This window comes from Paenibacillus sp. USDA918EY (genome assembly GCF_009870825.1).
Classification (GTDB): domain Bacteria; phylum Bacillota; class Bacilli; order Paenibacillales; family Paenibacillaceae; genus Paenibacillus_AQ; species Paenibacillus_AQ albilobatus.
Genome location: NZ_WTWY01000007.1, coordinates 1 through 25,739 on the forward strand (window position 1 = coordinate 1; position 25,739 = coordinate 25,739).

The 25,739-nt window shown below is 53.6% G+C and carries 19 protein-coding genes and 1 pseudogene; 7 read left to right on the plus strand and 13 right to left on the minus strand.

Going from position 1 to position 25,739, the window contains the following annotated elements:
• Positions 1-131 precede the first annotated feature (131 nt).
• From GQY55_RS15740 to cidR, 7 genes and pseudogenes are all read right to left on the minus strand, one after another.
• Positions 132-2,267 carry a 5'-nucleotidase C-terminal domain-containing protein gene (locus tag GQY55_RS15740; protein ID WP_442953637.1) on the minus strand — a complete coding sequence of 712 codons (2,136 nt, stop codon included), beginning with the start codon at positions 2,265-2,267 and terminating at the stop codon, positions 132-134.
• A gap of 234 nt (positions 2,268-2,501) precedes the next feature.
• Positions 2,502-2,633 (minus strand): hypothetical protein, encoded by a 132-nt coding sequence (locus tag GQY55_RS31820; RefSeq protein WP_268895024.1) that lies wholly within the window; start codon positions 2,631-2,633, stop codon positions 2,502-2,504.
• 86 nt (positions 2,634-2,719) lie between these two features.
• Positions 2,720-4,600: an ABC transporter ATP-binding protein gene (locus GQY55_RS15745; RefSeq protein ID WP_160042832.1), complete on the minus strand. Its 1,881-nt coding sequence runs from the start codon at positions 4,598-4,600 to the stop codon at positions 2,720-2,722.
• Positions 4,597-6,333: an ABC transporter ATP-binding protein gene (locus GQY55_RS15750; protein WP_160042833.1), complete on the minus strand. Its 1,737-nt coding sequence runs from the start codon at positions 6,331-6,333 to the stop codon at positions 4,597-4,599. Before GQY55_RS15750 ends, GQY55_RS15745 begins: the two co-directional genes overlap by 4 nt.
• Positions 6,327-6,869 carry a MarR family winged helix-turn-helix transcriptional regulator gene (locus GQY55_RS15755; RefSeq protein ID WP_160042834.1) on the minus strand — a complete coding sequence of 181 codons (543 nt, stop codon included), beginning with the start codon at positions 6,867-6,869 and terminating at the stop codon, positions 6,327-6,329. The genes GQY55_RS15750 and GQY55_RS15755 overlap by 7 nt, the downstream gene beginning before the upstream one ends.
• 123 nt (positions 6,870-6,992) lie before the next feature.
• Positions 6,993-8,503: pseudogene (locus GQY55_RS15760) on the minus strand (IS1182 family transposase).
• 131 nt (positions 8,504-8,634) lie between these two features.
• Positions 8,635-9,528, minus strand: a complete 894-nt coding sequence (gene cidR, locus GQY55_RS15765; protein WP_160042835.1) for a cidABC operon transcriptional activator CidR — start codon at positions 9,526-9,528, stop codon at positions 8,635-8,637.
• Positions 9,529-9,682: 154 nt separating this feature from the next.
• On the opposite strand from cidR, the gene GQY55_RS15770 reads away from it, so the two are divergent.
• Both GQY55_RS15770 and GQY55_RS15775 read left to right on the plus strand, forming a co-directional pair.
• Positions 9,683-10,057 carry a CidA/LrgA family holin-like protein gene (locus tag GQY55_RS15770; RefSeq protein ID WP_160042836.1) on the plus strand — a complete coding sequence of 125 codons (375 nt, stop codon included), beginning with the start codon at positions 9,683-9,685 and terminating at the stop codon, positions 10,055-10,057.
• On the plus strand, positions 10,054-10,728 hold the full coding sequence (locus tag GQY55_RS15775; RefSeq protein WP_160042837.1) for a CidB/LrgB family autolysis modulator: 675 nt from the start codon (positions 10,054-10,056) through the stop codon (positions 10,726-10,728). The genes GQY55_RS15770 and GQY55_RS15775 overlap by 4 nt, the downstream gene beginning before the upstream one ends.
• Positions 10,729-10,736: 8 nt before the next feature.
• Here the strand turns inward: GQY55_RS15775 and GQY55_RS15780 are convergent, their stop codons facing one another.
• Together GQY55_RS15780 and GQY55_RS15785 are read right to left on the minus strand one after the other, a co-directional pair.
• A complete protein-coding gene (locus tag GQY55_RS15780) occupies positions 10,737-11,720 on the minus strand; it encodes a Gfo/Idh/MocA family protein (protein ID WP_160042838.1) in 984 nt (327 codons plus the stop codon).
• A gap of 83 nt (positions 11,721-11,803) precedes the next feature.
• Complete coding sequence (locus GQY55_RS15785) at positions 11,804-14,098, minus strand: ATP-dependent DNA helicase (protein WP_236575648.1); 2,295 nt, start codon at positions 14,096-14,098, stop codon at positions 11,804-11,806.
• 282 nt (positions 14,099-14,380) lie between these two features.
• On the opposite strand from GQY55_RS15785, the gene gdhA reads away from it, so the two are divergent.
• Positions 14,381-15,760: an NADP-specific glutamate dehydrogenase gene (gene gdhA, locus GQY55_RS15790; protein WP_160042840.1), complete on the plus strand. Its 1,380-nt coding sequence runs from the start codon at positions 14,381-14,383 to the stop codon at positions 15,758-15,760.
• 309 nt (positions 15,761-16,069) lie between these two features.
• A complete protein-coding gene (locus tag GQY55_RS15795) occupies positions 16,070-17,923 on the plus strand; it encodes an LTA synthase family protein (protein ID WP_160043084.1) in 1,854 nt (617 codons plus the stop codon).
• Positions 17,924-17,985: 62 nt separating this feature from the next.
• Here the strand turns inward: GQY55_RS15795 and allC are convergent, their stop codons facing one another.
• Positions 17,986-19,206: an allantoate deiminase gene (allC, locus tag GQY55_RS15800; RefSeq protein ID WP_236575649.1), complete on the minus strand. Its 1,221-nt coding sequence runs from the start codon at positions 19,204-19,206 to the stop codon at positions 17,986-17,988.
• 308 nt (positions 19,207-19,514) lie between these two features.
• Between allC and GQY55_RS15805 the strand changes: the two genes are divergently transcribed.
• Both GQY55_RS15805 and ade read left to right on the plus strand, forming a co-directional pair.
• A complete protein-coding gene (locus GQY55_RS15805; RefSeq protein WP_160042842.1) occupies positions 19,515-20,837 on the plus strand; it encodes an NCS2 family permease in 1,323 nt (440 codons plus the stop codon).
• A gap of 25 nt (positions 20,838-20,862) precedes the next feature.
• The gene (gene ade / locus GQY55_RS15810; RefSeq protein ID WP_160042843.1) at positions 20,863-22,635 is read left to right on the plus strand and encodes an adenine deaminase; all 1,773 of its coding nucleotides are present in this window, start codon (positions 20,863-20,865) and stop codon (positions 22,633-22,635) included.
• Positions 22,636-22,730: 95 nt separating this feature from the next.
• Here the strand turns inward: ade and GQY55_RS15815 are convergent, their stop codons facing one another.
• The 3 genes from GQY55_RS15815 to GQY55_RS15825 all read right to left on the minus strand — a co-directional run bounded on the left by GQY55_RS15815 (position 22,731) and on the right by GQY55_RS15825 (position 24,921).
• Entirely contained in the window at positions 22,731-23,696 is a 966-nt protein-coding gene (locus tag GQY55_RS15815) for an alpha/beta hydrolase (protein WP_160042844.1), read from the minus strand.
• A gap of 211 nt (positions 23,697-23,907) precedes the next feature.
• Positions 23,908-24,357, minus strand: coding sequence for a hypothetical protein (locus GQY55_RS15820; RefSeq protein WP_160042845.1), 450 nt, complete (start codon positions 24,355-24,357; stop codon positions 23,908-23,910).
• Between the two features lie 12 nt (positions 24,358-24,369).
• A complete protein-coding gene (locus GQY55_RS15825; protein ID WP_160042846.1) occupies positions 24,370-24,921 on the minus strand; it encodes an NAD(P)H-dependent oxidoreductase in 552 nt (183 codons plus the stop codon).
• A 182-nt stretch (positions 24,922-25,103) separates the two neighbouring features.
• On the opposite strand from GQY55_RS15825, the gene GQY55_RS15830 reads away from it, so the two are divergent.
• Complete coding sequence (locus GQY55_RS15830; RefSeq protein ID WP_160042847.1) at positions 25,104-25,739, plus strand: HlyD family secretion protein; 636 nt, start codon at positions 25,104-25,106, stop codon at positions 25,737-25,739.

Genomic DNA, 25,739 nt, shown 5'->3' on the forward strand with positions numbered 1-25,739 from the left:
ACGATTATAAAAGAGCTGTATGAACTGAATATGAACTGAAATATTTTCAGAAAAAGAAAAGGGCTTCCCGGCGGGGAGTGCCCTCTCTTCTTTTTGGTGATGAAATTTCAAATGATGCTTTAAATGCCGCTTTAAAGGATCGTGACGTATTTTCCGTAAACAAACGCCGTTTTCCCTTGGTAAACGACTTTCACCCAGCCGTACGGCGCCGTTCCCGTCACTTCAAGCACGGTTCCTTTCGGAGCCGCGCCCAAAATTTTTGCTTTGGCGGAAGCCCCTGCCCGAATGTTCAGGAAATCCGCCGTAATTTTCGCCTGCTTGCCGGAAGACGGCTTCGGAGCCGGGTTTGCCGGTTTCTCAGGATTCGAAGGCTTGGCAGGGTCCGGTTTCTCCGCCGGTTTGGTCGAAGGTTTTTCCGCTTCCGGTTTCTCCGGCTTGTCCGGTTTTTCTACCGGCTGTTCCGGTTTGGCTGCCGCTTTGCGCGCCTCGTTCAGTTCGTGGTACAACTCGCCGTTCGTTTTTACGCCCGTCAGCAGCGCAGGGTCGACGCCCGCTTTTTCCGCCAACAAGGTCAAGTCCTCCGCCTTGACCGGATCAAGGATATTGATGGAAGCGATGTTGGTATATTTGCCGTCCTCCGTGGCCGGCACGGTCAGAATGCCTGCATTGATCAGCTCCACCACGTCCGCGCGTTCTTTGGAGGTCGTATCGACGCCGACGATTTTCCAGTTGTTTTGGAGTTTCGCTTCGTATTTCCCGTTCATGACCTCCTTCAAGTATCGAATCGCAAGGTTGCGGATCGTGCCGCCGGTTTCGCCATAAGCGCTTTCCGCTTTCGACGTCCACAGCTTTTCGAATTTGCGGCCTTCGAGCGCGCCGCCTTTGGCAACCAAAGCGTCCATGCGGTAAGAGTTCATGCCGAGCGTCAGCGTATCATTCATCTGAATCGGCGTGCCGTCCATACGTCTCAGGTTGGCGATCCGGCTGCCGTAAGGTTGGGACAAGTCGATATCGTATTTGACGCCGCCGAAGAAATCGTTGGTGCTGTATTTGGAGGATCTGCGCTTTTTGTCGAAGCTGACCGTCACGTCGCCCGGACGGGTGCTGTTGAAATAACCTACGGCCCATTCCATATAGTCTTTTAAATCCTTGCCGGTGACTCTATAGTTGGTCACCTCGCCGAGCGCGAACTGATAGTTGTAGGCGATATCCTTTTTGCGGATCGGGCCTACGTCCAGTCTGGCTTTATCATTGTCGATCTGGTGCGCCACGACGTCCGCTTTGCTGTAATGCAGCATGACTTCGCTGAAAAAGTCGGACAGCGGCGTTTCCTGAACTTGCACGGCCGGAATACCCTTGATTTCATTTTCAGGCACCATATTATGCTTACCGACCAACTCGCCGACGACGATATTGGCGTCCTTGCGGGCGAATTCATGGTAAGGCAGCAGCTCTTTTTCCAGATCCGGGTCGGAAACCGCCGGCGTGCCGTCTTCGCCTTTTACCGGAATGGCCGTGGCCGTTTTGTCTTTCAGCACCATTTTGCCGTCTTTATTGACGAAGGTGAGATCGATTCGGGACACATGCGTTCCGTATTTGTCCGGCTCGCCGATCAGCACGCCGTTGACCGTTGCGCTTTTCACCAGCGTGTGCATATGGCCCGCGAAAATGGCGGTCAGCTCCGGCACTTCATTGGCGATGTCCGTCACCCCGGTGCCCGGCAGGGCGTTTTCGTTATCCAGCCCCATGTGCATCAGGCCGATGATGACGTCGACTTTGCCTTCGAGCTCTTTGACGGCCTTTTTCGTTTCATCGATCGGATTTTTGACGACCAGCCCTTTCAGGTGATCGGTGTCTTTCTCGAAATCGGTAATGAGCGGCGTCGTCATCCCGATGATGCCGACCTTGATGCCGCCTCTATCGATGATCGTCGTGGCCGGCAGGAAACGTTCACCGTTCTCTTTGTATACATTGCCCGCCAGCTTCGCGGCTTTAAACTGCCCCGTAATTTTGTCGAAGGTATCGAGGCCGAAATTAAATTCGTGGTTGCCCATCGCCCAAGCATCGTACCCCATCTCGTTCATCGCGACCATCATCGGCGATTTCGGCTGGTCGTTAAACAGCTCCGCTGAATTGTCCTGAATGACGTCGCCCGCATCGAGCAGAATCGTGTTCGGGTTTTCGGCGCGAACCTTTTTGATCAGGGTGTGCAACTGGGTGAAGCTGCCGTTCGTATTGGCCGTATCCATCGCGTAATCCCACGGCATAAACCGGCCGTGAACGTCGGAGGTAGCCAGCAGCGTAATGTGCGTCTCCTGATCTGCCTCGGCTTTGGCGCTTGCCGGCTGCAATCCGGCGGCTGCCGATACGGTCAGCACGGAAGCCAAAGCGAACCCCGCCAGCCTTTTGAAGCGGCTTTTGATGTTAAACATGTTTGAGTCCCCTTTTCTTTTTATACTTTTTTTGGAAAATGGTAGCGCTGTCAAAAGTTTTCCAAAGGCTCATTTTAATCTATAAATTTCCATACGTAAACCTTTTTGCTTAAAATAGTCCCGCAGGCGCAGTGCTTTGGCTTCCAAGCCGATTCCGGCAATTCCCGGTGGACGCTGAATTAAACCCTTGCAGATTTTCAAAAAAAGAACGCCCCTCGTATCCGGAGCGTCCTCGTTTATGGATCAAGTCAAAATCCCTGAATTTTATGGCCGTTTTATCGGCCGATCTAGCCGACCTCCTGCACTTTTCCGCCCGTAAACTGGCTGTTGTACAGATCGGCGTAAAAGCCGCCTTTGGCCAGCAGTTCCTCGTGCGTGCCTTTTTCGATGACGCTGCCGCCGTTCATGACCAGAATCAGGTCGGCGTCGCGGATCGTGGACAGGCGGTGCGCGATGACAAAGCTGGTCCGGCCTTTCATCAGCTCGTTCATCGCTTTTTGGATGTACACCTCGGTCCGGGTGTCGACGCTGCTTGTCGCTTCGTCGAGGATCAGGATCGACGGATCGGCCAAAATGGCGCGGGCGATCGTAAGCAGCTGTTTTTGCCCTTGCGAAATATTCGAGGCTTCTTCGTTCAGAACCGTATCGTAGCCGTCCGGCAGCGTCCGGATAAAATGGTCGGCATGCGCCGCTTTGGCCGCCTCCACCACATCCTCCTCGGTTGCGCCGCTGCGTCCGTAGGCGATATTTTCGCGGATCGTGCCGTTAAACAACCATGTATCCTGCAGCACCATTCCGAAAATGCTCCGCAGGTTGCTGCGCTTCAGCTTCGTAATATTGACGCCGTCGATCGTAATCGCCCCGTCATTGATTTCATAGAAACGCATCAGCAGGTTGATGAGCGTCGTTTTGCCGGCGCCGGTCGGCCCGACGATCGCAATCGTCTGTCCCGGCTTGACGTCGATGTTCATGTCCTCGATCAGCGTTTCGCCCTCTTTATAACCGAAGTTCACATGGTCGAAGGCAACCGCGCCTTTCGGGTTTTTCAGTTCCACCGCTTCGGCCGCCTCCGGCACCTCCTCCTGCTCGTCGAGAAGCTCGAAGACACGTTCGGCGGATGCGATCGTCGATTGAATGATGTTTGCGATATTCGCCGTTTGCATGATCGGCTGGGTGAACTGTCTGGCGTACTGAATGAACGCCTGCACGTCCCCGATGGTGATCGTTTTATGCGTCACGAAAATGCCGCCGACGACGCAGACCAGCACGTAACCGATGTTGCCGATAAAGGACATCATCGGCATGATCATGCCGGAGATGAACTGGGCTTTCCAACCCGAATGGTACAGCTTTTCGTTGATTTCGTTAAACGTCGCCACCGACTCGTCCTCGCGGCCGAACGCCTTGACGATTTTATGACCGGTGTACATTTCCTCGACGTGCCCGTTCAGCTGGCCGAGGGAACGCTGCTGCCCCATAAAATGCTTTTGGGAACGCGATGCGATCATCCGGATCACGATAAAGCTGAGCGGAAGCGTCACGATCAGAATCAGCGTCAGCCATGGGCTGATCGTCAGCATCATCACGATGACCCCGACCAGGGTGACGATGGATGTCATCAGCTGCGTCAAGCTCTGCTGCAGCGTTGTGCTGATATTGTCCACGTCGTTTGTCGCGCGGCTGAGAATTTCGCCATGCGTTTTCGAATCGAAATATTTCAGCGGCAAGCGCGAGAGCTTGCGGTTGATCTGCTCGCGCATGTCGTACACGACCTTTTGCGCCACGCCGGCCATAAAATACTGCTGGAAGTAGCTGAAGACGGCGCTGAACAGATATAATCCGACCAGCATGAGCAAAATTTGCGTAATATAGCCGAAATCGATGGAAGCGCCAGGCACGCCCTGCATTTTGGCGACGATGCCTTCGAACAGCTTCGTGGTCGCTTTCCCTAAAATTTTCGGGCTTACGATGCTGAACACGGTGCTCAGGATCGCCATCAGAAAAATGAAGGCAAGCGTCACGCGGCGCGGCCGCAAATAACCCAAAAGTCTTCGCAGCGTGCCTTTAAAATCCTTGGCCTTCTCGGCAGGCATCATCTGACCGGGATGGCCGCCCGGATGGCGGGGTCCCGGAGGACGGCCGCCGGGATGTCTTCTCTGCTCGCTCATGCAATCTCCTCCTCCGACAGCTGCGAGGATACGATTTCACGGTATACGTCGCAGGTTTCCATCAGCTCGCGGTGTTTGCCGATGCCGGCAATCCGGCCTTCGTCCAGCACGATGATCCGGTCGGCGTCCATAACCGTGCTGGCCCGCTGAGCCACGATCAACACGGTCGCGTCCGCCGTCACCTCTTTCAGTGCCGTGCGCAGCTTGGCGTCCGTCTTGAAATCAAGCGCGGAGAAGCTGTCGTCGAACAAATAAATTTCGGGTTTTCTGACCAGCGCCCGGGCGATGGACAAACGCTGCTTCTGTCCGCCGGATACGTTGTTGCCGCCCTGGGAAATTTCGGACTGAAAACCGTCCTTCATCTTGGAGATGAATTCAGTCGCTTGCGCGATGTCCGCCGCTTGACGAATCTCATCGTCCGTGGCGTCGGCTTTGCCGTAGCGGAGATTGTCCGCGATCGTGCCCGTAAAGAGAACCGCCTTTTGCGGCACAAAACCGACTTTAGCCCGAAGCTCCTCCTGGGTCATTTCCCTGACGTCCCTGCCGTCCACCATCACGCTGCCGCTTTCCACGTCATAAAATCGCGGGATCAAGCTGAGCATCGTCGATTTGCCGGAGCCGGTGCCGCCGATGATCGCCGTCGTTTCGCCCGGTGCGGCGCTAAACGAAATATGGCGGATCGCCGGCTGCTCGGCGCCCGGATAGCTGAACGTCACATCCCGGAACTCCAAGTAACCGCGTTTTTCCCCTTCTTTGCCTTCGGCGGCCGAATGGGCGGGATCGACGATTTGTGGCTCCATGTCCAGCACTTCGTTGATCCGGGTTGCCGACGCGGATGCACGGGGCACCATGACGAAAATGACCGACACCATGATCAGCGAGAACATGATCTGCATCGCGTATTGGATGAACGCCATCAAGGAGCCGACCTGCATATGGCCGTTGCTGATCCGGATGCCTCCGAACCAGACGATGGCGATCGTCGAAAAGTTCATGACCAGCATCATGATCGGCATCATGGCCGCCATGATTTTGTTGACTTTGACCGTCGTTTGCGTCAAATCGTAGTTCGCTTCATTAAAACGCTTCTGTTCGTGTTCGATCCGGTTAAAGGAACGGATGACCCGGATGCCGGTCAGGTTCTCGCGCAAAACGCGGTTGAGCTTATCCAGCTTGACCTGCATCGCTTTAAAGAGCGGCATCCCTTTTCCGGCGATGATAAAGATCGCCCCCGCCAAAACCGGCACGATCACGACGATCACCAGCGACAGCGTCGCGTCCTTGGATACCGCCATAATGATCCCGCCGATGCACATCATCGGCGCGCTGATCATCATCCGCAGGATCATCGTCAGCACCTGCTGCATCTGCGTAATGTCGTTGGTCGTGCGGGTAATCAGCGAAGCGGTGCCCAGCTTGTCGAACTCCTGCAGGGAGAAATGCTGAACATGCCGGAACACCCGGCTGCGCAAATTTTTGGCGAAACCGCCCGCCACCTTGGCCGACAAATAACTGGCTCCGATGGAACAGAATGCGCCGCCCAACGCTACGAGCAGCATAAATCCGCCGATTTTCCAAATATAAGGGATATCCCCGTGCACGATGCCTTTATCCACGATGTCGGACATCAACGTAGGCAAATAAAGATCCGACAGCGACTGGATGAATACGAGCAAAAAAACAAACAGAATCGGCGTGCTGTAAGGCTTCAAAGTCCGAAACAGCTTTAGCATGTTGGCACTTCACCTCCATCCGATGAATCATTCCGCATGTTACTTTCATAATACTGATAGGCCTTGTTCAGCAGCTCGGACAGCTTCTCGCTTTCCTCGATGCCCAAGTGATCGACAAGCCCCTTGAAGGAATGGATCGTCGCTTTACGGGCCTGTAAAATCACATTCCGCCCCTCTTCGCTGAGCTTGATCCGAACCACCCTCCGATCCACCTCATCCGGAGTCCGTTCAATCCATTTCTTCTTCTCCAGCGCTTTGACGAACTGGGTGACGGTCGGAGAGGTGACGCGCAGCATCGCGCTGATCTCAGACACTTTCAGTCCCGGGGTACCCGGCTCGACATGCCGCATGAGCAAAACCATCAATCCCATCTCGCTGAGCTTCAATCCTTCGACCACCCGCTGGCGAAACTCGCCTCTGTTAAACCGCATGACAGCCTGAAGCAGCTGGACAACGGTTTCGTGATGCCGATCATGTTCCTGCGGTTCTGCAGCCTGGCAGCCGTGTTCCTGCCGGTTATTGCCATCGTCGTTCATGACGCAGATCATCCTCCTTTCCAAAGCGTGTTATAAAGGGATGTTATCCCACACCAAAAAAATAATTAGGTTACCAATTAAATAGGCAACCTAATTATATAACCTTTCCGATTTTTATGTCAATTAAAACATATATAAAAAAGTCCAACAATGGTGTACTTGCCTTTTTCCTTGGCTTTCCCGAAAAAAATGACGGTCAATGATGACCGTCTCAGATTGAAGACAAACCTTGTTTGAAATCAATAATAACCATCGAAAAATGAATTTGAGCTCGAAATCTTGAAAAGAGCGACCTGCCTTCCATAGCCAGGTCGCCATTTTTTTAAGGTTCATTGCAGCAAAAACTAGCATCGCCTGCATAGACACTTTTTCAATCCCTCTCAAAGTAGTCCATCTCAAACCATGCTTTTCTTTCATATCTGCAAACACGCGCTCAATGGTTTCTTTTCGCTTCGAGTAAAGCTCATTGTTCTCTGCTGTATGCCTCAAGTGGTCGGCCTCTTCAACATAATCTGCCCAAATGTGGCGGCTTACTCGTTTTGTGAAATCCTTACTCTCTGTGCACTGCTTTAAGAAAGGACACGCTTTACACTTTTCAGCGCTGGATTTGTACATCCGGTATCCTTCTTTGTTAGTCAACTCATAGGTCAGCATCTGCTCATTGGGGCAAATATAGCAGTCATAATGTTCATCGTAAACATACTCATATTTCTTAAAGAAACCATCTTTCGTCTTCGGTCTTGTATAAGGCATGACAGGGCGAATTTCCGCATCAAACAGATGCTTGCATATGTACGGTGTTTTGTAGCCTGAGTCTACAACTACGGCTGTTGGCTTGCCTACATGCTCTTGAACTTGTTCAAGTACATCTTGAAATACGGTACTATCATGGACATTACCCGCAGTAACTTTGACGCCTAATACGAATCCATTCTTGTCGCATGCCGTATGAAATCCATAGGCAAATACGCGTTCTTTTTCACCTTTGACGAATAGTCCACACGCTGGATCTGTTGTGCTTACCTTCACCTCCTTCATTTGCGGTTCTACTTTTTTCGAAGTGGTTTCTTTCCATGAGCAAGTCGGTCTGCGTCAATTTCCTCATGAAGCAGCTCCTGGTAGTGTTTGCTCTGCTCCTGCACGAGTTCCTTCTGGTATTTGTTTTTATTTGCATTAGCCTTCACATGGGTAGCATCCATAAATAATGCATCTGAATTTACGAACCCGTATTTCATAGCCTCTTCGAGGACTCGGGCAAAGATCTCTTCAAAAAGTTGTGTGTCTTTAAAACGTCGAACATAATTTTTACCGAAGGTGGAGAAATGGGGAATGGGTTGACTGAAGTCATAGCCAATGAACCAGCGGTAAGCGACATTGGTTTCAATTTCTTTAATCGTCTGACGCATGGAACGAATACCGAATAGACATTGAATAAGGGCGATTTTAATGAGAACAACAGGATCAATACTAGGACGTCCGTTATCTTCACAATACACATCGCGAACTAGCTCGTAAATGAAGCTAAAATCGATGGCATTTTCTATTTTGCGAACGAGATGATCTTTAGGAACAAGCTCATCTAGAGAAACAAGTGATATTTGAGTACGGCCTTCAACATTGGTTTTTCGTAACAACTAAATCCTCTCCCGCTAAACATGATATGTTTATTATATCACATTAACGCGGTAATTTAGTAAACTAATAACGTAAAAATAGACTGTCGACGGTACTTTGTCTACAGTCTGTGACGGTCAATGATGACCGTCTATTCCCTGTCTCCCATCAAGACCTTCTGCGTAAACGAAATCCACTCCCGCGCGGCAAACGACAAGTAGCGGTCCTTGCGCCAAATCATGCCCAGCTGCCAAGGAATGGAGGGGTTGATCAGGGGCAAAATGCGGATCCGTTCCTGGTCCAGTTCGCGGCAGATCGTTTCCGGCAGCAGCGCGATTCCAAGATTGGCGGCCACCATGCCGCTGATCAGATCCCACTGGGAGCTTTCGTACACGATGCGCGGCTGAAATCCGACGCGAAGGCATTCGGTAATGATGCGGTCATGCAGCGCAAAATCCTCCCGGAACAGCACGAAGCTTTCCTCCGCCAGTTCGTTCAGCGGTACCGCATCATGTCCGGCCAGCCGGTGGGAGGGATGGACGAGCAGCATCAGATTTTCCATGACGAACGAAAAATGGTGGAACAGGTTTTCGTCGGTCGGCAGAACCGCCACGCCAACGTCGAGCAGTCCGCTCTCCACGTCCTTCATGACCTTTTTCGCCCCGTCCTCGAATACCTGCATCGTGACCTGCGGATAGGTTTTATGAAACCGCCCGATCACTTCGGGAAAAAAGCTGGAGCCGACCATGGGCGGCAGTCCGAGCCGGATATGCCCTTTTTGCAAATTTTTCAAATCGCCGAGCTCGGCGGACAAGCTTTGAAAAGCTTTTACAATCGGCTGCGCCTGCTCGTAAATGATTTTGCCGGCGTCGGTCAGCTCGATTTTTTTGTTGGAACGGTCGAACAGCGTCACCCCCAGCTCTTCCTCGATATGACGGATGGTCTTGCTGATGGTCGGCTGGGTGATATACAGCGTCTCCGCCGCCTTCGTAAAGCTCTGCAGCCTGGCGACCTCCATAAAATACTGCAAATGCCGGATATCCATGGCTGTCTCGCACTCCTTTCAAAGCGCCTTTGTCAGGTTCAAATACCTTGCTCCTTATTATAGAAAAAAGGAATGATCATCATTCTTTTTATTCATTTTACTCATGAAAACAAGGGGTGTAAAATTTTCACGTAAATGAAAGGAGAGAATCCCTGTGAACAACATGATCAAAGGAACGGTGCAGGTGGCGGCACTGATGGCATTTTCGCTGCTGATGAACAAGCTGGCCGGACTTTTGCATTTGCCGATTCCCGGCAGCATTCTGGGGATTATCGTGGTGTTTATTCTGCTGGAAGCCCGTGTTATCCGCCTGGAATGGATCGAACTCGGCGCCAATTGGCTGCTTGCGGAGCTGCTTTTGTTCTTCATTCCCGCGGCTGTCGGCATCATGAAATATATCCCGATGATGGAAAGCGACGGGGTCCGCATTTTGATCGTGGTCGTTTTCAGCACATTCATCGTCATGGCGAGCTCGGGGCTGCTTGCATCCCGAATCGCCAAACAAAAAGAACGGAGGGCTTCGCGATGATCGGCCTTGTCTGCCTGCTCGTTACGCTCGGCATTTATTTCGTGTCCAAGCGCATTTACGGCAAATACCGCAAAATTTATTTATCGCCGCTGTTGGTTACGCCCATCATCCTTGTCCTTATTTTGATCTGGGCCAAAACACCTTATGAATCCTACAATTCCGGAGGCAAATGGCTGAGCACCATGCTGCAGCCGGCGACGGTCGCATTTGCGGTGCCATTGTACAAAAATTTCAAGGTACTCAAAAAACACGCCGTCGAAATTATCGTCAGCGTGCTTACCGGTTCGTGTATCGCCATGGTTTCGTCGGCTGTTCTGGCCAAGTGGCTTCATCTGAGCGGATCGCTCGTCACGAGCATGATTCCCCGCTCCATCACGACGCCGATCGCGATGAACGTTTCGCAGGTTCTCGGCGGCGTGCCTAACATCACTGCCGTGTTCGTCATCATTTCCGGACTTCTCGGTCCCGTGATCGGGCCGTTTGTGCTTCGCCTGTTCAAAATCGAAAGCGAAGTGGCCCGGGGCATCCTGTACGGCACCAGCTCGCATGGCGCGGGCACCTCGAAAGCCTTTGAGATGAGCGCCTTATCCGGCACGATCTCCAGCATTTCGATGATTTTGGCCGCCTTGTTTACGCTGGGTGTGGCAACCTTCATGACGGCCATCTCATAAGAGCAGTCTCATTCATAACCGACGCGTACCGGCTTTCCGGTACCCGCGGATTCCAGCGCGGCGCAGGTGACGGCCTGCGTCTTGAACGCGTCGGCATAATCGGAACGGATCCGGGAGCGGTCACCCGTGCGCAGCGCATGGAGGAACGCTTCCGTTTCTTTTTGGTAAGGATTCGTGGATTCGCGGTATTCCGTCCGCTCTCCCGGCTGTATCCGGCATAGACGTTGCGGGTTCCAATCCAGCACTCCCTGATCCGTGTAAAAGGCCAGTCCGACGCCGTCCGCTTCGGTTCCCGCCGGCAATATGCACGTATTGGATATGTTTGCGATCAGGCCGCTTTCCAGTTTAAGCGTGACCGTACCTACATCCGCCACGTCCACGCCTTCCTCCTGCTCATGTTTGACGCGGCTGCCGTAAAGCGCATACACTTCCTGCACCTCGCCGGCCATATAACGGAGCAGGTCCGCCAAATGCGTGGTCTGTTCGATAAACTGTCCTCCGGAACCGTTTTGCTTCCTCCACCAGGCAGCGCCGGGCATGCCGTCCATCCAGCGTCCGAGAACCATGCCCGATTGCTGCCGCCGAAGAAGCTCCCTCATCCGGTCCACGTTGGATTGGTAACGGAAATGGTACCCGACCGAAGTGATCAGTCCGGTTTCCTCGACCTCTGTCATGATGCTTCGCGGAAGCTCCGCGTCCAGTCCGAGAGGTTTCTCCACCAAAAACGGAATGCGGCGCCGGATCAGCTCCCGTTCAATCGCCCCGTGCGACATCGGAGGCACGCAAACGTATGCCGCGTCCAGCTGCTCCGTATCCAGCATTTCCGTCAGGTCGCCATAACCTGCTGCCCCGTAGGGCAATGCCATACGATCGGCTTTCTCCTTGCTTGTGCCCAAAAAAGCCCGTACCTTGACGCCTTCGGCCGCCGCCAACAAATCCGCGTGTACCTTGCTGAACCAACCTGTCCCGATCATTCCGATCTGCAGAGCCATGACATTTCCCCACCTTCTCCGGTATTTATTCCCTATCATACAGGACGCCGGAAGGGCTGACTATCACCCTTCATCGTTTCCGCTCAAGACCTCCATTCCTCCGGCAGCAGCGCCCGGTAATGCGGATGCGTAAAACGGTCGTCGATCAGCATCAATACGCCGGTATCCTGCTCCGAGCGAATCAATCGGCCGCCGGCCTGAAGCACCTTGTTCATTCCGGGCAAAACGTAAGCGTAATCGTAGCCGCTTTTGCCTTCGCGGTTAAAATGGTCGCGGATCAGGTTCCGTTCCAGCCCAAGCTGGGGCAGCCCGACGCCGACGACGGCCACGCCGATCAAGCGGTCTCCCTGAAGGTCGATGCCCTCCGAGAAAATGCCGCCAAGGACGGCGAATCCGGCCAGCGTCTCCGTATTGTCCGCCTGAAAAGCGGAAAGGAATCGCTCGCGTTCCTCCTCGGCCATGCCGGGACCCTGCACGATCGTCCGGACTTCCGGGTATTTTGCCGCGAAAACCTCGTACACGCTTTGCAAATATTGATAGGAAGGGAAAAAGGCCATGTAATTGCCGCGTTTTCCGGAAACCAGCCCATGCAGCAAATCCGCCAGCGCCTCGCGCGTCCGTTCCCGATCCCGGTACCGGGTGGACAGCGGATGGATCTGAACTTCAAGCTGCTCCCTCTTGAACGGGGAGGGGATGGATACGGCATAATCGTCCGCGTCCGCCCCAAGCATGTCCCGGTAATAGGAAAGCGGGGTCAACGTCGCCGAAAAAAACACCGTCGAACGATATCCTTTTTCCGCCTGCGCCAGCAGATGGGACGGGTCCAGGCAAAACATGCGGATCATGACGTCGCCGCGCAGAACCTCCGCGTAAGTAACGTAGCGTTCGTCGTACAGCTTGGACGTGCGGATAAAATTTTGGGCGGCAAAATAAACGTCAAGCAAAAGCTGGTGCTCCCCCGAGCCCGCGGCCAATTCACGCTCCGCCTCGGCCGCAAAAACCTCGAGCAGACTTGCCAATTCCCCGGGAGCCTCCTGCGATACAAGGGTCCGCTCTTCGCCGCAAGCCTTCTTCAGCTCGATAAAATATTTGTTGACGGCGTCCGCAGCCTGGGAAACGGCCCGGTTTTGCTGCTTATAATCCCGTTTGATCTGCAGAAAACCGGCTTTTTCGATCCCGGCCGAAAACATCTCCCGCCCCCGGTCCACCAGGTTATGGGCTTCGTCCACGAGCAGGACCGTCCGTCTCTTTTGCTCCTCCGGCAGTCTTTTCAAGGACACGCGCGGATCAAACACGTAATTGTAGTCGCAAATGACGGCATCGACCGCATAAGCCGTGTCGAGCGAAAACTCGAACGGGCAGACCCGGTGTTTCCGGGCGTAACGCTCCAGCACCTGACGCGTCATGATCGTTTCGCTTTCGAGGATGTCGAGCACGGCGTCGTTAATCCGGTCGTAATACCCATCCGCATAAGGACAGGCTTCCTTCGTACATACGGTCTCCTCCTGAAAGCAGATCTTTTCCTTGGCGGTAATCGTCACAGCCTGAAGGCGAAGCCCCTTCTCCTGCATCAGTTCTAACGCCTGTTCCGCTGCCGTCCGGGTAATGGTGCGCGCCGTCAGGTAAAAGATTTGCCCAAGCAGCCCTTCTCCGATCGCCTTTACGGACGGAAAAAGGGTCGACATCGTTTTGCCGGTGCCGGTCGGCGCCTTGGCCAGCAGCTTTCTTTTCTCCAAAATCGCTCCATAGACCGAACCGGCCAGCTTTCTTTGCCCTTCGCGGTAGACGGGAAAAGGAAACGGCAAAGCCCGGATGCTTTCATCCCTGCGCCGAACATTGTTCATTCGCAGGACTGCATAAGGAGCATAGCGCCGAATGACATCCGTGATAAAATCCGTCAGCTCGGCGATCGTGCGGACGCGTTTGAACCGCCGTTCTTCGCCTGTTTTCGCGTCCACGTACGTCAGCTGAACGCCGATGCTCGCAAGCCCGTGATCCTTCGCCACGATATAAGCGTATGTTTCCGCCTGCGCCCAATGGACGGTCCTTCCGCCCTCCAGCGTGTCCAAACCGGACGAGACCGATTTGATTTCGTCGATGGTCAGACCCTCGTCCGTTTCGATCAAACCGTCGCATCTTCCTTCAATATGGTATATAATTCCGTCAAACGGAATCTCGGTTTTGAGGTATACTTCCTTTTGATCCCCTTCCCGGTACATGCGCTGCACCTGCTGGTGAATCCGTGTGCCTTCGTGCATCGCCGACGCGGTCCGGAAGCCGGAATCAATGCTACCGCCGCTGAATACATATTCCACGAGCGGCCTCACCGAAATATGGACGATATTTGTTTGTTCTTCTACGCCAGTCAATGGGATCACCCGTTCCCCTTCTGTTTTTAATATCATACCACATCGCTTACACCGGACCCACCTCATATTTCCAGAAAAAGGTTTCCCATTCCAAAATATTGTCTGAAATGTTTCGGAACGCAAAAAAAATATTGCCTGTTTAAAGTATTAAAGGGTTGAAGATTTCCGACACTCTCGTGTATAATTCTTGTTTAAATACAGATTCATGCTTACCGAATGCGTAAGCCTTAAGCAAGCTTCTTAATGCTTCAGCATTCTGTAATTTTGAATCCAGGATAAGGAGAGAAGCCAATGACATTTTTGCATGTAGAATTGCCTGCGGAAAAAAAAGCCAAAACGTATGTCAATGAAGTCTTCGAAACGGTGTGTAAAAGGAACCCGAATGAAAGCGAATTCCATCAGGCCGTAAAGGAAATCCTCGATTCGCTTGTTCCGGTGCTTGCCAAAGAGCCCAAATACATGGAAAACGGCATTCTGGAAAGACTCGTAGAGCCTGAAAGACTCATCACCTTCCGCGTACCTTGGGTAGACGATCAAGGAATCGTGCGCGTCAACCGCGGTTACCGCGTTCAATTCAACAGCGCAATTGGCCCTTACAAGGGCGGACTTCGCTTTCACCCCTCTGTAAACTCCAGTATCATCAAATTTCTCGGTTTCGAACAAATTTTGAAAAACTCCCTGACAGGCCAGCCGATCGGCGGCGGCAAAGGCGGTTCGGACTTTGACCCGAAAGGCAAATCGGATGCGGAAGTCATGCGCTTTACCCAAAGCTTCATGACCGAGCTGTACAAATACATCGGATCCGACGTTGACGTTCCTGCCGGCGATATCGGCGTAGGCGCCCGGGAGATCGGATTTTTGTTCGGCCAATACAAGCGCATTCGCAGCGGCAACGAAGCCGGCGTCCTGACAGGAAAAGGCATCACTTACGGCGGAAGCTTGGCTCGTCCCGAAGCGACGGGTTACGGCACGGTATATTTCGTCAACGAAATGCTGAAAGCGCAAGGCGACAGCCTGGAAGGCAAAACGGTCGTCGTGTCCGGCTCCGGCAACGTGGCAATTTACGCGATCCAAAAAGCGAATCAATTCGGCGCCAAAGTCGTGGCCTGCAGCGATTCCGGCGGTTACGTGTACGATCCGGAAGGCATTGATTTCGAAACGGTAAAACAGCTGAAGGAAGTTGAAAGAAAACGGATCAGCGAATACGTGAAGCTGCATCCGGGCGCAAAATACTTCGAAGGCTGTTCGGACATCTGGACCATCCCTTGCGACATCGCCCTCCCTTGCGCGACGCAAAACGAAATCGACGAAAATGCGGCGAAGCTGCTTATTGCAAACGGCGTGAAAGCCGTAGCGGAAGGCGCAAACATGCCTTCGACGCTGGCCGCTATCGACGTATTCCTTGAGAACGGCGTTCTGTTCGGGCCAGCCAAAGCGGCCAACGCCGGCGGCGTAGCGGTATCCGCGCTGGAAATGTCCCAAAACAGCATCCGCACATCTTGGACTTTCGAAGAGGTGGACGAGAAGCTGCATCAAATCATGATCAACATTTACAACAACAGCGCCCAAGCGGCCGAGCAATACGGCTATCCGGGCAACCTCGTCGTCGGCGCGAACATTGCCGGCTTCGTGAAAGTGGCTGACGCGATGATCGCGCAAGGCGTCATCTAATCCCGGTATTATACGTTTATGGTCAAAAGCATCCGGTTCCGGAAGAAATTTGCCCCTGCGGTAAATAATTTTCTTCCCGGGTCCGGATGCTTTTGTTATTGGCGATTGAACGGCTCATTTACCGCTTTTTTCCCCTGAAATCAATTGTCCTGGGTTTTGACTTCTGTTCCTGCGAGGGGCATAATATTTTTATTATGATCCGGATTTTGCAAGCTCCCGACTCATGAAAGCTCCGAAAATTTCCGATGGATTGCCTGCTTCGCTGCCCGTTCGCGGGCGGCTGATTGTTTTTTAACGGAGGGAAGTCGTATCGTGTCACGTGAATCCATTGCCCAAGTACTAAAAAAACCGTTTGCGATCTTTACCGTCCTCTTGCTGTTAAAAGGATACCTTGCCTGGGCCGTAACGTTTGGCGACTGGCTCCCCTGGAGGGTGCTGATCACAGAGCTTCCTTTCATCTGGCTCGTATTTAGCCTGATTGAATGGTGCGCCTCCAAACGCAAGCTGATGGCCTATACGATCGTGAACATCATCCTAACCGGTATTTTTTTCGCGGTCATCATGTATTTCAAATATTACGGCGTTATCGTCACGTACCATGCCCTGGCGCAGGTCAATCAGGTAACCGAGGTCAAAAGCAGCGTTTTCTCGCTCATGGACCCGTATTACTTGCTTGTGTTTGCCGACATTATCGTGCTGATCGTGCTCCTGCTGAAAAGCCGCAAGGTGAAGGAATGGAGAATCAGCATCAAACGCAAGACGAAAAAAGGCGTCGTATCCGTCGTCTTCATTTTGTGCCTTGTCGTCTGCCTGTTTAACATTTGGCCGAACCGGGCCAGCATGAACGAAATCAAAAAAGCCCAGCAAATGGGCATTCTAAACTACGAAGCTTTCACGATTTTATCGCAGAAAAAGGAACCGCTTGTTCCGCTGAAAAACATCAACCAGGCGGCCATCGATAAGCTGAAAGGGATCAAGGTTCCGGAACACCCCAAATTTTTCGGAAACGCCAAAGGGAAAAACCTGATCATCATCCAGCTCGAATCGTTCCAGAACTTCCTGATCAACCTGAAAATCGACGGCAAAGAAATTACGCCGAACATGAACAAGCTTGCCAATGAGCAGCTGTATTTTTCGAATTTCAACCAGCAGGTGGGGCAAGGAAATACGTCGGACGCCGAATTCGTCGTGAATACGTCCTTTTACGTCCCGCCGGACGGCGCGGCCACGCAGAAATATGTGGATAAAAAACTGCCAAGCCTGCCGCGTTTGCTGGGGGAAAACGGATATAACACGCTTACGCTGCACACGAACCAGGTCCACTTCTGGAACCGCGGCGAGCTTTATTCTTCGCTTGGCTTCCAGCATTATTACGATCAGTCCTTCTTCGGCGAAGAGGACATGGTATTTTTCGGCGCATCGGACGAGGTGCTGTACGCGAAGTCGGCCGAAAAGCTGCAAGCATTGGACCGGGAAGACAAACCGTTTTACGCCCAGATCATTTCGATGTCGGCGCATCATCCGTTTACCATTCCGGCCAACAAGTACAAGATGGAGCTTCCTGAACGCTATCAGGGAACCTTTGTCGGGGATTACATCCGCGCCCAAAACTATGCCGATTACGCATTGGGGCTCTTCATTGACGATTTGAAGCAAAAAGGACTGTGGGACGACAGCCTGATCGTCATTTACGGCGATCATATGGGACTGCCGATTTATTCTCTCGACCATGACGACAAAGCGCTGATGAAGGAAATTTACGGTCATGAATATTCGTACACCGACATGCTGAACATACCGCTCATCATTGCCGGCAGCGGCGTTTCGCACGAGCAAATCCGCGAGGAGGTCGGCGGGCAAACCGATATTATGCCGACGGTGGCGAACCTGCTCGGCATTTCCATGAAGGACCACATCCATTTTGGCCAGGATTTGCTCAATCAGACGTACAATCTGCTGCCTGAACGGTATTACCTGCCGTCCGGCTCGTTCCTGAACGACAACGCCATGTTCATGTCCGGCAGCGGCTACGAGGACGGAACCCAGTACCCACTGAGCGGAAGGGATTCGATCGGCAAAGGCACCACCAAAAGCGAATACGACCGCGCGCTCAAGCTGCTGAAGCTGTCCGACAGCTACGTGAACCAGCAGCCGCTTAAATGAGCCTGTAAAAAAGCAGCAAGCCCCGCTTCTGACCCTTTAGTCGGAGCGAGGCTCGTTTGTTTTTAAGCTTCATAGGCAAGCTGGTATAGCAAATCCATGAGCACCTGCACGCCTGCCTCCAAATGCTCGGGTTTCGTATATTCCAAAGGCGAATGGCTGACGCCGTTTCGGCTCGGCACAAAAATCATCGCCGTGCGGCAGCATGCGGCCAATATTTGCGCGTCATGGCCCGCTCCGCTCGGCATCCGGCGGTAACTGAAGTTCCGCATTTGGCATAAGCGCTCGATGGCGCCTGTCAGCTCCGCATCCATGTCAACCGGCGCCGTATTCATCCAGCGTTCGACCTCGATAGTTGCGTCCCGCCGCTCGGCAATCGAACGCAGCAGCTTGATCATGCGGGCACAAGCTTCTTCCAGCCGGAGGCCGTCGGGATGGCGGACGTCGATGGTAAAAATGACTTCCCCGGGGATGACGTTTGGCGTGCCGGGGATCAGCTCCATTTGTCCGACCGTAGCGACAAGCGGAGCCCCGATCTCATCGGCGCTGTCCATGACCGCAGCCACCATTTCGCTTGCCGCCCGCATCGCATCCCTGCGGTATGACATCGGCGTCGTCCCGGCGTGGTTTGCCTCCCCTTTGACGCGGACGGTATAACGCTGCAAACCGACGATTTGCTCGACGATGCCGATCGTTTTCCCTTCCCGCTCCAAAATCGCCCCCTGTTCGATATGCAGCTCGATAAAGGTATCGATATCCTTGCGCGGTCCCCGTCCTTGGCTGCCAGGACCAAAGCCCGATTCCCTCATCGCCTGCATGAAGGGAACTCCCCGCCGGTCGTGCGCATGTTCAATGTCCTTGTAATCCGCAGCGCCCGTCATAAAGGTCGATCCCCAATAGTTATAAGGGAAACGGCTTCCTTCCTCCTCGCAAAAAGCCGCCACTTCAATCGTTTTCCTGGGAGCGCCGTATCGATCGCGAAGTCGGGAAAGCGCCGCAAGGCCCGCCACGATCCCGTACGCGCCGTCGTATTTACCTCCGCGCTGCACCGTATCCACATGCGAACCGGTTAAAATGCAAGGCGACTCCGGATCCGTCCCCTGCAAACGTCCAAACAGATTTCCGGCATCGTCAAAAGCCGGCTGCAAGCCAAGCGACTTCATCTTGTCCGCCAGCGCCTCCTGCGCTTCCTTCCAGGAACGCGTATATAAAAGGCGCGTAACCCCGCCGTCTTCATCCGCTCCATAACGGCTGAGCCACTCGATAAGTTGTTCTGTCGTCTCCATATGTTCCTTTGCTCCCATCTTGAGGTCGTCGGAAGCCTCCTGCAAAAATCCGGTCCGAAAAACGGTTTATTGCATACTCTTCCTCACATCTATACACCATATCACTGCCGCGGGAAAATTTCTATGCATCGGTTAAGTCCGCTATTTTCTTGTCTCATCGGATCCAATTAATCTGTAAATACGAACATTAATGACTATGATATTGAACAAAGTTCGCTTTTTCCTTTGACGCGTCCGAAATGCACATGGTATAGTTACAAGGCAGAAGAAACGAAAACACAACAAGACAAAGGAGTCCTTCAGCAATCATGAACACCACGAAATTATCTTGGTTAGATCGCTTCTTTAAGCTCAGCCACTATAAGACGAATGTTAAAACCGAGATTCTTGCCGGCCTCACCACATTCGTTACGATGGCATACATCATCGTCGTTCAACCGGACCTGATGAAAGCCGCAGGCATGGATCAAGGGGCCGTCATGGTTACGGTGCTGATTGCATCCGGCCTTTTCAGCATTATCATGGGTCTGTATGCCAAACGGCCGTTTGGCGTCGCGCCCGGCATGGGCGGAAACGTGTTTTTTGCTTACAGCATCGTGGCCGCAGGATTGGCGACATGGCAGCAGGGACTCGGGATGGTGTTCATCTCGGGCGTGGTTTTCCTGCTTCTGACCTTCCTTGGGCTGCGCGAAACGATATCACGCATCATTCCTAAAAATATTAAGCACGCCATTGGCGCCGCCGTCGGCCTGTTTATCATCGGCACCGGCTTTGCCAATGCAGGCATCATCGTACAAAATAAAACCGGAACGCTCACCCTCGGCAGCTTGCATTCGCCAACCGTGCTGCTTTCCTTGATCGGGCTGGTCATCATCATCGGCCTGATGGCGCGCAAATTGAAAGCGGCGGTGTTCATCGGGATCATCATTACGTCCATCATCGGGATCCCGATGGGCATTACGAAGCTTCCGCATTCCTTCGGAGACTTATTCTCCCTGCCGCCGGATCCGTCCTCGATCATCTTTCAGGTCGATATTCCGGGGGCTTTGAAGCTGGCGTTTTTCCCGCTTATGTTTACCTTCTTTACAGGGGAGTTTTTCTCCACCATGGGTACGGTGCTTGGCGTTGGCGCCAAAGCGAATTTGCTCGATAAAGAAGGCAATCTTCCGGACATCAAAAAGCCGTTTATCGTCGACGGCATCGCCACGGTCGGTGGTTCCCTGCTCGGACAAACGACCATTACGACCTACATTGAATCCGCAAGCGGCGTTGAAGCCGGCGGACGCACGGGTTTGACGGCCGTAACGACGGGGATCGTGTTCCTGCTCGCTTTGTTCGTCACGCCGCTCATTCTGCTCATCCCTAGCGCGGCAACGGCTCCGGCGCTGATCGTTATCGGCTTGTCCATGCTCGCGACACTGAAAAACATCAATATGGACGAATTGGAAGAAACCCTTCCCGCGCTGCTTACGGTCATTTCTGCAGGACTTACGTTCAGCTTGGCGAACGGGATCGTATTCGGCATTTTGTCTTACGTCGTCATTAAAGTATTTATGGGCAAATTCCGCGATATCCACATCGGACTCTGGATTTTGTGCATACCGCTCATTTACTACCTCTGGCTTAAATAATCTGGGATAAGGAGATCGATTCAGCATGAACCGCAAACTTATAGCCGCAGCGCGCGGCGATCATCCACTGGATTTGGCAATCAACAACATTCGGTTGGTCAACGTCTTTACCGGGGAAATTTATCCGGCGGCCATCGGCATCGTGGACGGCACCGTCGTTCACGTGACCGCGCCGGGCGAAACGGAGCTTGAAGCCGTCCAAACGATTGACGGCCAAGGCAAGTTCGCCGTTCCCGGCCTGATCGATACGCATCTGCACATCGAAAGCAGCATGCTGACGCCCGCTCACTACGCCGAAGCCGTCCTGCCGCACGGAACGACCCTGATCGTCACCGACCCGCATGAAATCGGCAACGTCCTTGGCGAGGAAGGCGTGCGTTACATGGTCGAAGCCAGCAAAGTGCTGGATTTGCGCGTCATGACGCTGGCGCCTTCCTGCGTGCCGTCCGCTCCGTCCGTGGAAACGGCCGGAGCCGATTTCACCCCTGAAGTCATCGAACGGATGCTGACCTGGGACGGCATTGACGGCGTCGCCGAAGTCATGAACTATCACGGCGTCATTCATGAGGATCCGCGCATGATGGGCATCCTCGAAGCGAACGAACGCGCCGGCAAAATTCCGCAAGGCCACGCGCCGACGGTCGTCGGCCGGGAGCTTTCGGCATACCTCGTTGCCGGACCGGACTCCGACCACGAATGCCGCACGATGGAAGAAGCGATCGCCAAGCTTCGCGCCGGCATGATCGTGGACATCCGCGAGAGCTCCTTTTCGCTGAACATGGCCGAAGTGGCCAAAGCGATCGTCGGCAAAGGTTATCTGCCGAACGTCACGCTTTGCACCGACGACGTGCTTGCCTCCGATCTGGTCGAACGGGGCCATATCAACCATGTCGTCGTCCGGGCGATCGAAGAAGGCATTCCGGCCGTCGACGCGATCCGTTATGCGACGCTGAACGCCGCGAACCGCTTGAACCGCAAAGATGTCGGAGCCATCGCTCCGGGACGCCTTGCCGACATCGTGCTTGTCGACGCGCTCGAAACGATGAACGTGTCCGATGTTTTCATCGGGGGCGAAAACATCGTCAAGGAAGGCAAGCTGATCAAGCGTCAGCAGCATGTGCAGCCGCCGCAGGAGTATTTGCAAACCGTGCATCTGCCGGAAATCCATGCCGAGGATTTGCGCCTTGAGGTCGAAGATGCGAACGCGACCGAAGCGCGCGTACGCGTCATTGAATACGATTTTGCGCCAGGCCTTCCCACCGGTTTCATCGAAACCGTGCTGCCGGTGAAAGACGGGCAGCTCGTCCCCGAAGCCTACGAGGGGCACAAAGGACCGCTGAACCGTGTCGCTGTGTGGCATCGCCACGGCTTGAACAACAACAAGGCGCTCGGGCTGCTTGCAGGCTTCGGCATTATCGAAGGCGCGGTAGCGACGACGGTCGCGCATGACAGCCATCATTTGGCGGTGCTTGGCGTCCATACGGACGACATGGTCATGGCGGCCAACGAGCTCCGCAAACGCCACGGCGGCATGATCGCCGTCAAAAACGGCGAAATCGTCGCGTTCCTTCCGCTCCCGCTCGCAGGACTCATGAGCCTCGAAGAAGCCGATACGTTCGCGACGAAAATCAAGGAATTTATCGATACCATCCAGGGCGGCATGATGCCGGGCAAAAATCCGATCCACCGTATGATCGTCGCGACCCTCCCGGTCATCCCGGCGGCAAAAATTACGGACCTGGGATTGGTTGACGTCAATAAACAAAAGCTTGTTCCGCTCATCATCGAAACCAAATAACGTCATTGAACCTTAAAAGCCCCCGAACCGCGCCGGACGTCCATGTCCATGCGGCTCAGGGGCTCTTTTTCTATGCGGACCGAGTCCTAGGTTGTTTACACGACCGGCTCGCTTTTAGCCGGTTCCGGCAAAGGGGACAAATAGCGGTTTACAAAACGGGCGATCCGCTGCGCATACTCTTTTTTGTTCACAAAATAGGCGTTGGCATGGGCCGCAGTAGGCACGACATACAAGTCTTTCTCCCCTCCCGCTGCCGCCGCCAGACGATGTACCATAGGGAAAGGAACAAATGCATCCCTGTCGCCGTGGATAAACAAAATCGGAAGGCGCGTCCGGGCAACCTGTTTTAAAGCCGAACCTTCGCCGAAAAAATATCCCGCACGCAGTTTGCACACCAAGCTCGTCACCGGCAGCAGCGGAAACGGCGGCAGCTTGTACATCTGCTTCAATTGGTACGTCAAAATATCCTTAACCGAGGTATACGCGCAGTCCGAAACGATGCATTTCACCTGATCCGGCAGCTGCTCGCCGCTGGTCATCAACACCGTCGCGCCGCCCATGGAAACCCCATGCAAAATGATCTGCGCATCCGGGCCGCTCCGCTCCAGGATAAAATGAATCCACTGTACGATATCCCTGCGGTCATGCCAGCCGAAACCGATGTAATTCCCGCCGCTTTGCCCATGGCCCCGATTATCCGGCATCAGTACATGAAAACCCATTTCGCTGTAAAGCTTGGCGAAAGCGCCCATTTCCCTTCCTTGGCTGTTATAGCCGTGAACCACGATGGCCGTCCGGTTCGACGGCAGAGGGGCCGGGATGTAATACCCCGTTAGAGAAAGCCCGTCCTCTCCTTGGATATGCACGGTCTCGACCGCTTGGTTGCCGAGCCATTCCTCTTCCATTTCCCACGGATGGTCCACCTTGACGAGCGCCGGATCCGTCTCGAGAAATTCTTTTTGGCTGCGCCTGATTCCGACGTTATAAAAATACATGCTGGCCCCGAACAGGATCAGCACGATGACAATTGCGCATATAAGGACAATCGATGCCGCAGTCATGTTTTCCTCCTTGGCCTGAAATCGCGAAGAACATCCGCAGTAATCAGGGCTTTGCAAAATCCCCCAATATGTACCTTTTTAACATACCATCTGGCGAAGTCTTTCACAATGTCCCATCGACGCAAATCCCCCCGAAAGAGGCTTATATCATTAAAAAAGCAGCCCGCGGTTTGACGTCCGCTGCTGCTTTTACGGTTTTCGGATCCAGATATCAGTCCTTCTTCTGTTTGCGGGCCATGGCCCGCAGCGCTTCGCGGTAGGCATCGTCGGAGCTAGGATCGGGTTTCGTTTCCGCCTTCGACTGCCGAACCTCTTCCGGAGCATAACCCGCAAATTTGCGCAGCGCCTCGCGGTAAATACGGTCGCTTTCGCTTGCGGATCGGTGCGCCTCCGATTCGGCTTCGGTCAGCGCGGTCCGGTCTGCTGCCCGGGGCGCAACCGTCTTTACCGGCTCGGGCTTGGCCGCGGCTGGGGGCTCGGCTGCCGGAGGAAGATCCTGAATGGACGTCGCGGGCGGAGCTTCAGGCGTTTTTGGCGTTTCTTGCTTTGCAGGCTCTTCCCTTTTTTCCGCACGTTTGCCGGACCGTTTGGCGGCACGGGAGTTGTACACGAAAAGGAAAACGAGCGCTACAATGGCGAGCACCACAAAAGCAATGACCATATCCCGCTCACCTTACCTTGAAGCCGATGCAACCAGTTGTTTGGTTACTTCAGCCACCCGTCTGCCTAAAGCGCGCCCGAGGGTGAGGTCGTTTTCGCTCGGCAGGTTTTTGGGGTCCTCGTCGGACAATTCCACGGGACATGTGACACCGACGCCATAATAGGAGCCGTACAACGCATTTTCCGGAATGTTGCCGGGAAGACCGACGACAATCATGCCGTTATGCAGCATCGGCGTGATCAGATTGATCAACGTCGACTCCAGGCCACCGTGAACAGTAGCGGTCGTGCAAAATACGCCGCCGACTTTTCCGACAAGTTTGCCCTGGGCCCATAAATAACCCAGACGGTCGATCCATGTTTTCAAGCCCGCACTGATCGTGCCGAAATGCCCCGGGCATCCCCAGATAATCGCATCCATTGCTTCAAGTTTATAAATATCGGCGTCGTTGACATGGGCGATCTCCGTTTCCGCCCCGTCAACCTCGCGTGCGCCTTCCGCCACGGAACGGGCGAGCGCTTCGGTATGTCCATTTTCGCTGTCATAAACCACGTAAATTTTCATGCGGATGATCCCCCTTAACCAGCTTTGATGCCTTATTTATCTCCATTACCCTCCGATTTATCCATAAGCGTTGCCGAATCTTACAAAAATCGACACGCCTGAATACGTCTTCCCCAATTCGGGGATGCTCTGTTTATCTGGCTGCAACTAGCTATCCAAGATTAGGAGGAGACTTAACACGTATGAACTCTCGCGCGCTACTCGTCAATGTCCTTGTCGTCATCATCGTGCTCGCGTTGGGCGGTGCGGCAATCTACTATTACAATCAGACGTCGAATTACGTCAAAACCGATAATGCGCAGGTGACCGGACAAGCCATTTCCATTAATGCACCGGTGGCCGGAAGGCTTGCGAGTTGGAACGGGCAGGTCGGACACAATTACCAAACGGGCGAAGTGGTGGGAAGCATCGTGGCGCAAGGAACCCGGATGGATATCACGTTTCCGGTCAGCTCCACGATCGTACAGCAAAATGCCATTCCCCATACGTACGTCGCTCCCGGCACCACGCTGGCAAGGGCGTTCAATTTGAGTAATTTGTGGATCAGCGCCAATATCGAAGAAACGAAGCTGGACAAAATCAAGGTCGGCCAAACGGTCGACGTCTATGTCGACGCATTTCCGGATACGACGCTGACCGGTAAAATCGACCAAATCGGCCTGGCCACCGCCTCGACGTTTTCGATGTTCCCGACGACGAACTCGAATGCCAACTACACGAAAGTGACGCAAGTCGTTCCGATTGTCATCACGATCGAAGGCTACAAAGGTCTCGGGCTTGTTCCCGGCATGAACGCTACGGTCCGAATCCACATTTAG